The organism is Mycobacterium mantenii, assembly GCF_001667865.1.
GTDB lineage: Bacteria > Actinomycetota > Actinomycetes > Mycobacteriales > Mycobacteriaceae > Mycobacterium > Mycobacterium mantenii_A.
On record NZ_LZJP01000069.1, the window covers coordinates 35,177 to 48,784 of the forward strand.

A 13,608-nucleotide genomic window follows, 5' to 3' on the forward strand; every position below is an offset into this window, starting at 1 on the left:
TCCGCCACCAAGCAACACGAACCCGATGAAGGAGCGCCGACGTGCCCATCGCCACCATCAACCCGGCTACCGGCGAGACAGTGAAGACCTTCACCCCGGCCACCGATCAAGAAGTCGATGCCGCGATTGCCCGAGCCTACGAACGCTTCCTCGACTACCGCCACAACACCACGTTTGCCCAGCGCGCCCAGTGGGCAAACGCCACCGCCGACCTCCTTGAGGCGGAGGCCGACGAGGTCGCCGCCATGATGACCCTGGAGATGGGCAAGACCCTGAAATCGGCGAAAGCGGAAGCGATCAAGTGCGCCAAGGGTTTTCGCTACTACGCCGAAAACGCCGAGCAGCTGCTGGCCGACGAGCCGGCCGACGCCAAGGCGGTCGGCGCGAAGCGGGCCTACACCCGCTACCAGCCGCTCGGCGTGGTGCTGGCCGTGATGCCGTGGAACTTCCCGCTCTGGCAGGCCGTTCGTTTCGCCGCGCCCGCGCTGATGGCGGGCAACGTCGGGATCCTCAAGCACGCGTCGAACGTCCCGCAGAGCGCGCTGTATCTGGCCGACGTCATCGCCCGCGGCGGCTTCCCCGAGGGCTGCTTCCAAACCCTGCTCGTCTCCTCCAGCGCGGTCGAGCGGATCCTGCGCGATCCCCGGGTCGCGGCGGCCACCCTGACCGGCAGCGAACCCGCCGGCCAATCGGTGGCGGCCATCGCCGGTGACGAGATCAAGCCGACGGTGCTCGAGCTCGGCGGCAGCGACCCGTTCATCGTGATGCCCTCGGCGGACCTGGACGAGGCCGCCAAGACCGCGGTCACCGCCCGTGTGCAGAACAACGGCCAGTCTTGTATCGCCGCAAAGCGATTCATCGTTCACACCGATGTCTATGACGCGTTCGTCGACAAGTTCACCGAGCGGATGGAGGCGCTGACCATCGGCGACCCAACCGACCCGGACACCGACGTGGGTCCGCTGGCCACCGAGTCGGGCCGCGACGAGATCGCCAAGCAGGTCGACGACGCCGCCGCGGCGGGCGCCACGATCCGCCTCGGCGGCAAGCCCATCGACCGGCCGGGGTGGTACTACCCGCCGACGGTGGTTACCGACATCACCAAGGACATGGCCCTGTACACCGAGGAGGTGTTCGGCCCGGTCGCATCCATGTACCGAGCGGCGGACATCGACGAAGCCATCGAAATCGCCAACGCCACCACCTTCGGGTTGGGGTCCAACGCCTGGACCAACGACGAGGCCGAGCAGCAGCGCTTCATCGACGACATCGAGGCCGGCCAGGTCTTCATCAACGGGATGACGGTGTCCTATCCTGAGCTGGGGTTCGGCGGCGTCAAGCGGTCGGGGTACGGCCGCGAACTGGCGGGCCTCGGCATCCGGGCGTTCGTCAACGCCAAGACCGTGTGGGTCGGGGAATCCGAGAGCGGCTCCGCGGCCGGCGGCAGCAAGGTCGAGTGATCGCCCGGAACCGCTAGCCGGGCCGCTAGGCGGAGGCCCCCGCCAGGGCCCGCTCGTCCTCGTCGGCGAAGGTGTCCTCGAGCTGCAGCGGCGAGTAGTCGAGGTCGATCTCGCCGACGGGCCGCCCACGCGCGCTGGAGATGGTGCCGAATCGGCGCATCCCCTTGTCGGAGGCGTACTGCATGAACTCGTCCACCGACAGGCCGAAGGGCATCGGATCGTAGAGGGCGAAGCCCTCCTCGATGAGGCGCAGGCCGAGCGGCATCAGCTCGTTCATCCGCGTTTCGAAGACGCCCCAGTTCGCATCGTCGGCGGCCACGTGGCGCCGGCACGTGAAGGTGCCCCACGCCATGTGCCGTCGCTCGTCGTCGCCGATGCGTCGCACCAACTCCTGCATGCCGGGCAGGATGCCGCGTTCCACGCAGATCTTGTGCCAGCCGAAGTAACCGGTCAGCGCGAGCATGCCTTCGACCATGTGGTTGTAGGTGACCGACGCCCGCACCTGGGCGGCCGGCGACGGATCGACCATCAGCGCGTGCAGGCAGTCCGGCAGTTCCTCGTAGAAGATCGTGCGGTAGGTCGGGACGTCGTCGAGGAAGTGGTGCAGGTCCTCGGTGATACCGATGGCGTCCAGCCACATGCGGAACACCTGGACGTGCTTGGCCTCCTCGAAGGCGAACTGCGTCAGATACATCTCGTCGCCGAGCCGGCCCTCGGCACGCATCGCGGCCATGAACGGTTGGATGTCCTGGGTGACCGACTCCTCGCCGGCGATGAACTCGGCGCACAACCGGGTCGCGTAGCTGCGTTCGTCGTCGGTCAGGCGTTCCCAGTCCTCGCGATCGCGGGAGAAGTCGATGTCGGCTGGATTCCAGAATTTCGCGTTGCCGCCCGCAAACAGCTTGAGCGGCAAACTGTCCCAGTTCAGACCGCCCTGCGCCATCGAGGCAATTCGGGTGCGATTCATGTGACCTCCTCAGATCGTTTGGGGGCTGAGCCGACGGACGACGCAGAGAACGCGGCCGCCAGCACCGCGACGAGCCTGCGCACGGCCAGCGCCGGCTGCTCCGGCGAGGGCTCGTCGAGCCCCAGAATCGGGTCCAGGCCGCGCATGTAGGGCGCCAGCGCCAGATGCGGAAAGATCAACAGCAGCAACGACAGCAGCGCGTCGGTATCGGAATCCGCACGCAGGTCGCCGCGGATCTGCGCGTCGCGCACGAGCGGGCGCATCACCTCGAGGTAGTGGCGGTGGATGACGTTCTGCACGCTCACCCGGGCTTCGGTGTCGACCTCCAGGGTCGCCGCGGCGTGCAGCGCGCGCTCGTGCGGGTGGTCAGCGAAGTAGGCCACCCACGCGTCGAGCCAGTCGGTGAGAAACTCGAAAAAGGGCCGGCTCGAGTCGAGTTCGCGGATGCGGTCCTCCATGTAGGCCCGCACCCGCTGGCTGCCGATGTCGGCGATGAACGCATACAGGTCACGCTTGTCGGCGAAGTATTGGAACAGGCTGCCTTTGGCGACCCCGGCGCGGCGCGCGATGACATTCAGGCTGCCCCGGGAGAACCCGTGCGCCCCGAATTCCGACTCCGCCGCTTCGATGATCGCGGCGCGACGAGCGGGATCGACCCGCGCCCAGGTGACCGTTGGCAATGCCCCTCCTATGGTGAATGACCACTGGTCATCCTACTGTGAGCCAGCTCACTCCTCAAGGGGTCGGGCCCGCGTGGGATGGCTACGCCGAGCGTCACGCTGGCGTGACGCTCGTGCTTACGGACGCATCCGGTACGCGCCGCTGAGCGGCGCGATGTGATCCTTCCAAATCTGGTCGTAGCGCGCGGGATCGTGGGCGGGCCGACGAATCATCCGCAACGCGAAGCGGGCCTGCTCGTCCGTCGTCGCGGGCTTGTCGGACAGTTCCACGGCGTAGGCGTTGAAGTCGCGGACCAGCACCGCGAAGATCTCGTCGACCAAGGCCTCGTCGCAACCCTTTTCGGAGCCCGACAGCCCGGCCTCCTCCAGGATGAGCTGGGCGTAGGGCACGGTGGCGAACAGCTGACCGACGGCGAAGGCGAAGTCGATGTCCTTCTGCTGCGCGGCGTCCGGGGTGGCGCTGGCCAGCATCTCTGCCAGCACGTCGATCTGTGAGCGCAGCAGCGCGACGTTGGGCAAATGCCCGAAGCTGTCGAACGGCGCGCGCCAGTCGTGGAAGCGCACCTTGCCCAGGCCGCCGGTCGGCCCCTGCGCGAACAGGAAACTGTCGTCGGCCGCGTCGTCGCGGCGGCCGATCAACGGCAGCGCGGCGTTGGGGGCGAACAGGAAGTTGGGCATGAACTTGGCGAGCAGCCCGATGTTGATGTGGACGGTGCCCTCCAGCCTTGGCAGCAGGCCGATCTCGCGGGTCATCGCCTCGAAGATGGTGTCCTTCTCCACACCTTTGGCGGCGATGACGTCCCACAGCGCGGTGATGACGCGTTCGCCCTCGCTGGTGATCTTGGCCTTGGTGAGCGGGCTGTACAGCAGGTAGCGGCGGTCGTCCGCCGACGCGCTGCGCATGTAGTCGCTGGCCCGGGTGGCGACCAGCCGCATCGCGACCAGCCGCGCGTAGGCGTCGGTGAGCAGCCGCCGCACGTGGCTGAAATCGGTGACGACGGTGCCGTACAGGATGCGGTTGGACGCGTGGGTGACCGCTTCGTACATGGCGTGGGTACACATGCCGACCGCGCCCCAGCCGAGGTTGTACTTGCAGACGTTGACGGTGTTGAGCGCGGCATGGAAGGCCTCGGGACCGCGGTGCAGGATGTCGGCCTCGCTGACCGGGTAGTCGCGCAGCGCGTAGTTGGCCACGTAATTCTGCGAATTCACCACGTTCTTGATCAGGTCGTAGCGGTCGTGCTGGGAGTCGGCGGCGAAGAACACGTACTCGTCGGTGCCCTCGAACTTGCCGAAGGTGGAGACCATCCGGGCCACGTTGGCGTTGCCGATATAGTACTTCTCCCCGCTCGCGGTCCAGCCCCCGTTCGGCGACGGCCTCAGGTTCATGTCGGTCTGGTAGACGTCCGCGCCGTGCGTCTGCTCCGACAGGCCGAAGGCGAACACCTCGCCGGCCTCGAGCAGCGCGGCGGCCTTGCGCTTGGCGTCGACGTTGGCGCTCATCCAGATCGGACCCAGGCCCAGCGCGGTGACCTGGAAGGGATACCAGTAGTTCAGCCCGTAGAAGCCGACGATCTCGGCGAACTCACTGATCCGGTAGGTGTCCCAGCGGCAGTCGTCGGCGCCGTACTCGGACGGCGTCAGCAGTGAGGCGAAGATGCGCTCCCGGCCGATGTGCTCCAAAAAGTCCGAGTACCACACCCGTTCGTGGTCGTCGGACTTCAACCGGGCCTTGCCCCGGGACTCGAAGAAGTCCACCGTCGCCGCCATGATCTCCCCCGAGCGGCGGTCCGGGTACTGGCGCTGCAAGTGATTGGGATTGAGCAACATGACGTGACTCCCAGCGGGTTCTCGACGAAGACGAGGGTGACGGTACTGCAATGACGCGGCCGTCGGGGCACACCGAACAAAACGGCTCTGTTGATCGGGTGTCCGTCGACCTAGCATCAGTGGCGTGTCAGAACTCAATACCGCTCGCGGGTCCATCGATACCGCCGCACTGGGCGTGACCCTCATGCATGAGCACGTGTTCATCATGACCACCGAGATCGCCGAGAACTACCCCGAAGCGTGGGGTGACGAAGACCGTCGGGTCGCCGACGCCATCGACCGGCTGAACGAACTGAAGTCACGCGGGGTGGACACCATCGTCGACCTCACCGTGATCGGCCTGGGTCGCTACATCCCGCGCATCGCCCGGGTCGCGGCGGCCACCGAGCTGAATATCGTTGTGGCGACCGGTCTTTACACCTACAACGACGTGCCGTTCCGGTTCCATTATGAGGGTCCGGGCGGCATGCTGGGCGGCCCCGAGATCATGACCGAGATGTTCGTCCGCGACATCGAGCAGGGCATCGCCGACACCGGCATCAAGGCCGGGATCCTCAAGTGCGCCACCGACGAGCCCGGCCTCACCCCCGGCGTCGAACGGGTGCTGCGCGCCGTGGCGCAGGCGCACAAGCGCACCGGCGTACCGATCTCCACGCACACCCATGCCGGCCTGCGGCGCGGCCTGGATCAGCAGCGCATCTTCGAAGAGGAAGGCGTCGACCTGAGCCGGGTGGTCATCGGCCACTCCGGCGACAGCACCGACATCGGCTACCTGGAAGAGCTGATCGCCCCGGGGTCTTATCTCGGGATGGACCGGTTCGGCCTCGACGTGATCTCGCCCTTCGAGGAGCGGGTCAAGATCGTGGCGCAGATGTGCGAGCGCGGGCACGCCGACAAGATGGTGCTCTCGCACGACGCCAACTGCTACTTCGACGCGCTGCCCGAAGATCTGGTGCCGCAGATGGCGCCGAACTGGCACTACCTGCACATCCACAACGACGTGATCCCCGCCCTGAAGGAGCGCGGCGTCACCGACGAGCAGCTACACACCATGCTGGTGGACAACCCGCGCCGCATCTTCGAGCGGCAGGGCGCATATGAGTGAGCCGATCCCGCCGATCGGCACCCAGATCGCGGCGCTGGCCGAACTCGCGCCCGACGAGCCGGCGGTCACCTGTGATGGGGTGACCATCACCCGCGCCGAACTCGACCGCTCGACGAACCGGCTGGCCCGCGCCTACGCCGAGCGCGGCGTCGGAGTGGGCGACTACGTGACCATGGTGCTGCCCAACTCGATCGAGTGGATTCAGGCCGCGGTGGCGTGCTGGAAGCTGGGCGCGGTGCCGCAGCCGCTGTCCGCGCGGCTGCCGGAGGCGGAGTTGCAGGGTCTGCTGGAGTTGCGCCCGCCCACCCTGTTGGTCGGCCGTGACCACCCCGAAATAGCCAGCGTCCCAGCAGGTTTCGTTCCGGACCCGGCGTTGTCAGACGAGGCGCTGCCGGAGGCGGTGTCGCCGGTGTGGAAGGCGATGGGGTCCGGCGGCAGCACCGGGCGGCCCAAGCTGATCGAATCCGGCGGTGACAGCCGGATACCCGCCGCCATCGGCTATCCCCTGGGTGCGCAGGAGGGTGACGTCACGCTGATGCCGGTGCCGCTGTCGCACAACACCGGCTTCACCGCAGCGACCATGGCACTGTTGATGCGCCATCACCTGGTGCTGATGAGCCGGTTCGAGCCGCAGCAATTCCTCCGGCTGATCACCGACCACAAGGTCACCTTTTTGACGACGGTGCCGACGATCATGCAGCGGACGCTGCCGGTCTATCACGCCGATCCAGGTGCCTACGACCTGTCGTCGATCCGCCGCTTCTGGCATCTGGCGGCGCCGTGTCCGCCGAACATCAAACAGGCGTGGATCGACCTGCTGGGTCCGGAAAAGGTATGGGAACTCTACGGCGGCACCGAATTACAAGCGCTGACCTTTATCTCAGGCGACCAGTGGCTGACCCACCGCGGCTCGGTCGGGGTGGTGGTCGCCGGCGAGATGAAGGTGCTCGACGACGACGGCAACCCGTGTCCGCCCGGCGTGGAAGGCGAGATCTACATGCGGCCCGCGCCGGGCAGCGCGCCGACCTATCGGTACGTCGGCGCGACGGCGAAGAGCCGCGACGGCTGGGACTCGCTGGGCGACCTCGGCTATTTCGACGCCGACGGATTCCTGTACCTGTCGGACCGCAGGGTGGACATGTTCACCGTCGGCGGCCGCAACGTCTATCCCGCCGAAATCGAGAACGCGCTGTCGGCGCACCCGGACGTGTTGTCCTGCCTGGTGGTCGGCGTTCCCCATGAAGATCTCGGCCAGGTACCGTACGCGCTGGTGCACCCGATCGACGGGTCGACGCTGGATTCCGCTGCCGTACAAGCGTTTCTGCGTGACCACCTGGCGGGGTACAAGGTGCCGCACACCGTCGAGTTCGTCGACACCCCGCTGCGCGACGACGCCGGCAAGGCCCGCCGATCGGCGGTGCGCGACCAGATCATGGAGCGCCTGGCGGCCGCCGAGGCGAGCTGACCCGCGACCGCAGACCACCAAGGATCCTCCAAGAACGGGGCCGCATCATCGGGGTATGCAGATCGAACCGCTGAGCACCGACCTGATCGACCGTTACCTGCGATCGCGGCAGTCGCGGTTCTTCCGCAGCGATGACGGCGAGGAGTTCATGATGCTGCCCGGCTACGAGCGGGGCAGGCTGCACGTGAACATGCGGATCAACGGGTTGCGGCGCGACGTTTTCGAGATCTCCATCAGCCCCGCCGGGTACTACCCCGCTGCCGAACGGCCGCGCCTGATGGAACTGGTGAACGACTGGAATCGCGAAACCCATTGGCCCAAGGCGTTTGTGCGCGAGACCCCCCGACCAGGCCACGTCAGCGTGGTCGGTGAGAACGCATACCTGCTCAGCGACGGCATCCACGTCGAGGCGCTGGGCAACCTCATCAAATCGGCCGTGGAGTACGGCGGCGACCTGTTCGCCAAGATCGAGCAGGCCATCGGCCTGCCGTCGGCGCACGCGCTGGAACAGTGGATGGACCGCACCGGCTAGGGCGCGATCGCGTCCGCCTCGGCGTCGACGGCCTGGGGCGTCTCCCCCGGCCTCTCGCGTTTCTCCCAGCGGCGCAACGCTTCTCGGCATGGCGACTCCACCAGCGCGTAGCTGACCGCGGCGATCGCGAAGCCGAAGATCAGCGTCAACACCAACACCGCGGGCATGCGGCCGGTGAACGGGAACGTCCCGAGGACCGGGAACACCATGGCCAGCGCCGCCAGGTGCCACACGAACAGCCCGTAGGACCAGCGCCCCAGGGTCACCATCGCGGTGGTCCCCAAGATGCGATGGCCGGTGTCCACCCGATCCAGCACCAGCGGGGCCACCAGCGCGAAGGCCACCAGCGAGCCCGTCGCGGTCTTGACCGCGAACTGCGCCGGGGTGCCGGGCACCAGGCCCTCGGGACCGGCCAGCGGCGACGCCGCGATCAGGTAGGCGACCACCGCGACGGCGGCCATCACCAGGCGCCGGCGCGCCAAGTGCACCGGCCACCCGATCCCGCTGTGCACGAACTCGGCCAGCAGCATGCCGGCCGCGAACCAGGAGAAGAACGCCGGCGGCCAGTTCAGGGGGTTGACGCCGGACCCGGATTGGATGGGTAGCCAGCCCCACGCCCAGCTGAGCGCCCCCAGCGCGGCGATCGCCGGGACCCGGGCCCGCACCGGCAGCCGGCGGGCCAGCAGCGCAAGAATCGGCAACGCCAGATAGAAACTGACCTCGACGGACAGGCTCCACATCTGGGTCAGCCCGCCGGTCAGGGTCAGCGGCACATAGATCTGGGTGAGGGTCAGGTTGGCCAGCCACACCGTCGGGCTGGCGTGGTCGGCGTCGGGCAGCAGGGTCAGGATGACAACGACGGCGACCACGTAGGCGGGCATGATGCGGACCACCCTGGACCGTAGGTAGTGACCGGTGCGGGGGCGTGGGCCCAGGCCCCTGGCCGCCCCGGCGTGCCCGCGCCACAGCAGGAAGCCCGACAGCGCGAAGAACACCGCCACGGCCAGGTCGAAGCGGCCGAACAGTCTGCCGGTGGCGCCGCTGGAGTGCCCGGTCTGGAACGCGACGTGCGTGACCACCACGCCCATGGCCGCGCAGGCGCGCATGCCCTCCACGGCCGGCAGGAAGCTGCGCACGCCGCCCACCCGCTGGTCATCGCTCACCATCACAGTTTGCCTGTGCTGGGTTCCCGGCGAATGGGTACACCCCGAGGACCCGTCCGTAGGAGCGACGGTTCGTAAGTCGCTGCCTTACCTTCTGCTGTTAGGGTCGAACGAGTTTGCCCCGGGCAGCTCGCTCGGGTCGGGTCGCGGCTGGTTGAAGCAAGGAATTGAGGAGGGCACGGCGACGTGAACCGAGCAGTCATGTTGCGGTTCGCCGCATGCGGGATCATCGGACTCGGAGCTGCCCTGCTCATCGCCGCGCTGCTGTTGACGACGTACACCACCAGCCGGATCACCAAGGTCCCCCTGGACGTCGACGCCACGCTGATCAGTGACGGCACGGGGACGGCACTGGACTCCGCGTCGTTGTCGACCGACCACGTCGTCGTCAACCAGAACGTGCCGCTGGTCTCCCAGCAGCAGGTCAGCGTCGAGTCGCCCGCCAACGCCGACGTGGTCACGTTGCAGGTCGGAAGTTCGTTGCGGCGCACCGACAAGCAGAAGGACAGCGGGCTGCTGCTGGCGATCGTCGACACCGTCACGCTCAACCGCAAGACCGCGCTGGCCGTCTCCGACGACACCCACGCCGGTGGCTCGGTGCAGAAGCCGCGTGCCGTCAACGACGAGAACCCGCCCACCGCGATGCCGCTCCGGCACGACGGGCTGTCCTACCGGTTCCCCTTCCACACCGAGAAGAAGACCTACCCCTACTTCGATCCGATCGCGCAGAAGGCGTTCGACGTCAACTACGACACCCAGGAAGACGTCAACGGGCTGACCACCTACAAGTTCACCCAGAACGTCGGCTACAACGCCGACGGCAAGCTGGTGGCCCCGGTGCCCTACCCGTCGCTGCTGGCCGGAAACGAGGACGCCAAGCAGACCACCTCGGCGTCGATGTGGGGCATCCAGGGTGGGGACCCGAACGAACAGATCACCATGACCCGCTACTACGCGGCGCAGCGCACCTTCTGGGTGGATCCGGTGTCGGGCACCATCGTCAAGGAGACCGAGCACGCCCACCACTACTTCGCCCGTGACCCGCTCAAGCCGGAGCTCACGCTGGCCGACTACAAGGTCACCTCGACCGAAGACACCGTCGAATCCCAGGTCAACGCGGCCCGCGACGAGCGCGACCGGCTGGCGCTGTGGTCGCGGGTGCTGCCGATCACGTTCACCGCGGTCGGCCTGATCGCGCTGATCGGCGGCGGGCTGCTCGCCTCGTTCAGCCTGCGCAGCGAGAGCGCGCTGACCGACCCCGGCCTGGACCGGAGCGACCAGGACTTCTTCGGCCGCAGCGGCCTCGAGGAACCGGTGCCCGGCGCCGAGGCCGAGACCGAGAAGCTGCCCACCCAGCGACCCGAGACGCGTGAGGAGTCCGGTCCGCACGGCTCCGATCCACCCGGCCCGCCCGACGCGGACGAGCCCACCGAGGCGGGGCCGGCCGAGCCGAAGCCGCACGACCGCGAATAGCGCGGCCCGGACTCGTTGACCGTGCGCTGGACCCGACCCGGCTACGCACTGGTCTTGGCGCTGCTGGTGGTCGGGCCGCTGCTGGCACCCGGATACCTGCTGTTGCGCGACGCGGTGTCGACGCCGCGGTCGTATCTGTCCGACACCGCGCTGGGACTGACATCGGCCCCGCGCGCCACCCCCCAAGACTTTGCGGTGGCGCTGGCCTCGCATCTGGTTGACGGCGGCGTCGTGGTCAAGACGCTGCTCGTCGCGGGCCTGTGGCTGGCTGGTTGGGGCGCGGCCCGGCTGGTCGCGGTCGCCCTGCCGGACGCCGGCGCGCCCGGCCAGTTCGTCGCCACCACCGTGGCGATCTGGAATCCCTATGTCGCAGAACGGCTTCTGCAGGGTCATTGGAGCCTGCTGGTCGGTTACGGCTGCCTGCCCTGGGTGGCCACGGCCATGCTGACGCTGCGGACGACCGGGTTCGGGCTCTTCGGGTTGGCCTTCTGGGTGGCGCTGGCCGGGCTGACTCCGACCGGCCTGCTGCTCGCCGCGGCGGTGGCGCTGATCTGCGTCGCCGCGCCCGGCGGCGGCCGGTCCCGCCGGTGGTGTTCCGGCGCCGCGCTGGGCACCGCGCTGCTGGCGGCGCTGCCGTGGCTGACGGCGTCGGTGACGGGGTCGTCGTTGACCGCCCACACGTCGGCCAACCGGCTGGGTGTCGAGGCGTTCGCGCCCCGCGCCGAACCCGGGCTGGGCACCCTGGGCAGCCTGGGCGGCCTCGGCGGCATCTGGAACGGCGACGCCGTACCCGATTCGCGCACCACTCTTTTCGCGGTGGTCTCGGCCGTGGTGCTGCTGGGTGTGGTGGCGACGGGCCTGCCGACGGTCATCCGCCGCCCGGCGGCCGTGCCGCTGCTGGTGCTGGCGGCGGCGGCCGTGCTGATCCCGGCGGCGCTGGCCACCGGGTCGGGCGTGGCGCTGCTGAGCGCGGTGGTCGACACCGTGCCGGCCTTCGGGGTGCTGCGCGACGGACAGAAGTGGGTGGCGCTGGCGGTACCCGGCTACGCCCTGGCCGGTGCCGGCGCGACGGTCACGTTGCGCCGCTGGCTGCGGCTGTCCGGGGCCGCCGCACCGGCGCTGGTCTGTTCCCTGATGCTGCTACTGGCGCTGCCCGATCTGGTCTGGGGGGTGTTCGGCAAGGTGGCGCCGGTGCGCTATCCGCGCGGCTGGACCGCCGTCGCCGCGGCGATCAACGAACCGGGCGGGGATCGGGGAACGGTGGCGGTGTTGCCGGCCGGCACCATGCGGCTGTTCGCCTGGTCTGGCGCCGCGCCGGTGCTGGACCCGCTGCCGCGCTGGGTGCGCGCCGACGTGCTGACCACCGGTGACTTGGTGATCTCGGGGACCACCATCGCCGGGGAAGGCGCGCACGCGCGGGCGGTGCAGCGGCTGCTCCTGTCCGGGCCCGACCCGGCGGCGCTGGCCGCGGCGGGAGTGGAGTGGCTGGTGGTCGAATCCGACAGCGCCGGCGACATGGGGGCGGCCGCCCGCACCCTGGGCGCGCTGGCGCCGGTCTACCGGGACAACGAGATTGCGCTCTACCGGGTCGGCGGCCAGACCGCCGGCGTGGCCGCCGGGCGCCGGGCGGCGACGGTGCTCGCGCATCTGGCGTGGCTGGCGATGCTGGTCGGCGGCGGCGCCGGAGCGGTGATCGGCGCGTGGCGGCGCCGCGCCCGCTCAGCCCCCGGTGACTAGCCCGCTGACGGTGCGGCCGGCCCGCACCGCTTCGAGCACGCCGCGCATCGCGTCCGCGCTTTGCGTCCAGGAGAATTCGCCGCTGCGGGTGTGCGCCTTGGCGCCGAGCTGATCGCGCAGCACCGGATCGGCGAGCAGTTCTTCGAGCCGATCCACCAGCTCGGCGCGGCCGTCCACGAGGATCCCGGTCACCTCGTCGACGATCGAGTCCGACAGGCCGCCCGAGGATCGGTAGCCGATGGTCGGCACCCGGTGCTGGGCCGCCTCCACCACGGCCAGGCCCCAGCCCTCCTTGCGCGAGGGCAGCAGGTGCACCCAAGCCGCTTGCAGGACATGGTGTTTGGTCACGTCGTCGACGTGACCGTGGAACGTCACCGCCGAACCGATGCCGAGACGCTGCACGTGTTCGACTAGGCGCTCGCGCCACCAGCCGTCGCCGACGATGTCCAGGTGCAGACCCGGTATCCGCGGCCGTAGCCGCGCGACCGCTTCCAGGGCGTCCTCGATCTGCTTGTGCGGTACCAGCCGCGACAGCACGACCACCCGGGGCGCCGCCGCCCGCGGGCCCGACAACGACGCCGCCGGCGCCTCGTCAAGGCCGTTGCGCACCACCGCGATCTGCGCACCGTCGACGCCCAGGGTGACCAGGTCGCGCGCGGACGGCAGCGACACGGTGACGTACTGGTTGTGCCGGTTCACCCGTGGCGACAGCGTTGACTCGACAAACCAGCCGAGCCGGCCGAGCAGCCGCCCGGCCACCGGCCACTGCTCGCGGTGGCAGTGGTGCACCAGCACCACCACGCGGCGACCGTAGACCAGCCGGGCCAGGAAGGGCAGGCCGTTCTGGGTGTCGACGACCACGTCGGGCCGCACATGGCGCAGCGGGCCGATCCCGATCCGGGCCCACGCCATCGCCAGCAACGCCCAGACGTACACGGAGTAGCGGCCCCCGGCGCGGTCGATCCGCACGCCGTCGACGACCTCGCTTCGCGGCGCCCCGGGATAGCGGGCGGTGCGCAGCGTCACGGCGATTCCCGAGGCCGCCAGCTGCGCGCCGATGCGCTGCAAATACGCTTCACTGCCCCCGCCCTGCGGGTGCCCGGTATCGCGCCAGCACAGCAGCAGCACCGAGCGCAAGGAAGACATTGGTCGTCAGCCTAACCGGCGATGATGTGGACCGGGCAGCGCCGCACATC

11 protein-coding genes are annotated in these 13,608 nt (G+C 69.0%); 6 read left to right on the forward strand and 5 right to left on the reverse strand.

Annotated features, from left to right (window positions below; genetic code table 11):
* Window positions 1-41: 41 nt before the first annotated feature.
* Window positions 42-1,460, forward strand: a complete 1,419-nt coding sequence (locus A5688_RS11170; RefSeq protein WP_067835165.1) for an NADP-dependent succinic semialdehyde dehydrogenase — start codon at window positions 42-44, stop codon at window positions 1,458-1,460.
* A 25-nt stretch (window positions 1,461-1,485) separates the two neighbouring features.
* Here the strand turns inward: A5688_RS11170 and A5688_RS11175 are convergent, their stop codons facing one another.
* The 3 genes from A5688_RS11175 to A5688_RS11185 form a co-directional block, all read right to left on the reverse strand.
* Window positions 1,486-2,427, reverse strand: a complete 942-nt coding sequence (locus A5688_RS11175; RefSeq protein WP_067910934.1) for a R2-like ligand-binding oxidase — start codon at window positions 2,425-2,427, stop codon at window positions 1,486-1,488.
* Window positions 2,424-3,107 (reverse strand): TetR/AcrR family transcriptional regulator, encoded by a 684-nt coding sequence (locus A5688_RS11180; protein ID WP_067835161.1) that lies wholly within the window; start codon window positions 3,105-3,107, stop codon window positions 2,424-2,426. Before A5688_RS11180 ends, A5688_RS11175 begins: the two co-directional genes overlap by 4 nt.
* Before the next feature lie 117 nt (window positions 3,108-3,224).
* Window positions 3,225-4,937, reverse strand: a complete 1,713-nt coding sequence (locus tag A5688_RS11185) for an acyl-CoA dehydrogenase family protein (protein ID WP_067910936.1) — start codon at window positions 4,935-4,937, stop codon at window positions 3,225-3,227.
* A 124-nt stretch (window positions 4,938-5,061) separates the two neighbouring features.
* Between A5688_RS11185 and A5688_RS11190 the strand changes: the two genes are divergently transcribed.
* The 3 genes from A5688_RS11190 to A5688_RS11200 are packed head-to-tail and all read left to right on the forward strand — an operon-like array spanning window position 5,062 to window position 8,039.
* On the forward strand, window positions 5,062-6,042 hold the full coding sequence (locus A5688_RS11190) for a phosphotriesterase (RefSeq protein WP_067835157.1): 981 nt from the start codon (window positions 5,062-5,064) through the stop codon (window positions 6,040-6,042).
* Window positions 6,035-7,507: an AMP-binding protein gene (locus A5688_RS11195; RefSeq protein ID WP_067910939.1), complete on the forward strand. Its 1,473-nt coding sequence runs from the start codon at window positions 6,035-6,037 to the stop codon at window positions 7,505-7,507. The genes A5688_RS11190 and A5688_RS11195 overlap by 8 nt, the downstream gene beginning before the upstream one ends.
* Window positions 7,508-7,562: 55 nt before the next feature.
* Window positions 7,563-8,039: a YbjN domain-containing protein gene (locus A5688_RS11200; RefSeq protein WP_067910942.1), complete on the forward strand. Its 477-nt coding sequence runs from the start codon at window positions 7,563-7,565 to the stop codon at window positions 8,037-8,039.
* Here A5688_RS11200 and A5688_RS11205 read toward each other — a convergent pair.
* Window positions 8,036-9,205 (reverse strand): acyltransferase family protein, encoded by a 1,170-nt coding sequence (locus A5688_RS11205; protein WP_242660290.1) that lies wholly within the window; start codon window positions 9,203-9,205, stop codon window positions 8,036-8,038. The two genes, A5688_RS11200 and A5688_RS11205, sit on opposite strands and share 4 nt — an antisense overlap.
* A gap of 183 nt (window positions 9,206-9,388) precedes the next feature.
* Between A5688_RS11205 and A5688_RS11210 the strand changes: the two genes are divergently transcribed.
* Complete coding sequence (locus tag A5688_RS11210; protein WP_165607468.1) at window positions 9,389-10,675, forward strand: DUF3068 domain-containing protein; 1,287 nt, start codon at window positions 9,389-9,391, stop codon at window positions 10,673-10,675.
* A 21-nt stretch (window positions 10,676-10,696) separates the two neighbouring features.
* Entirely contained in the window at window positions 10,697-12,412 is a 1,716-nt protein-coding gene (locus A5688_RS11215; RefSeq protein WP_067910948.1) for a hypothetical protein, read from the forward strand.
* Here the strand turns inward: A5688_RS11215 and A5688_RS11220 are convergent.
* Window positions 12,395-13,558, reverse strand: a complete 1,164-nt coding sequence (locus tag A5688_RS11220; RefSeq protein WP_067910951.1) for a glycosyltransferase family 4 protein — start codon at window positions 13,556-13,558, stop codon at window positions 12,395-12,397. The genes A5688_RS11215 and A5688_RS11220 overlap by 18 nt on opposite strands.
* Window positions 13,559-13,608 lie beyond the last annotated feature (50 nt).

Excerpts from the sequence above, each read along its gene's own strand:
- A5688_RS11175 (WP_067910934.1), bottom strand. The coding sequence starts at position 2,427 with ATGAATCGCACCCGAATTGCCTCGATGGCGCAGGGCGGTCTGAACTGG.
- A5688_RS11185 (WP_067910936.1), bottom strand. The coding sequence starts at position 4,937 with ATGTTGCTCAATCCCAATCACTTGCAGCGCCAGTACCCGGACCGCCGC.
- A5688_RS11205 (WP_242660290.1), bottom strand. The coding sequence starts at position 9,205 with ATGGTGAGCGATGACCAGCGGGTGGGCGGCGTGCGCAGCTTCCTGCCG.
- A5688_RS11200 (WP_067910942.1), top strand. The coding sequence starts at position 7,563 with ATGCAGATCGAACCGCTGAGCACCGACCTGATCGACCGTTACCTGCGA.
- A5688_RS11220 (WP_067910951.1), bottom strand. The coding sequence starts at position 13,558 with ATGTCTTCCTTGCGCTCGGTGCTGCTGCTGTGCTGGCGCGATACCGGG.
- A5688_RS11195 (WP_067910939.1), top strand. The coding sequence starts at position 6,035 with ATGAGTGAGCCGATCCCGCCGATCGGCACCCAGATCGCGGCGCTGGCC.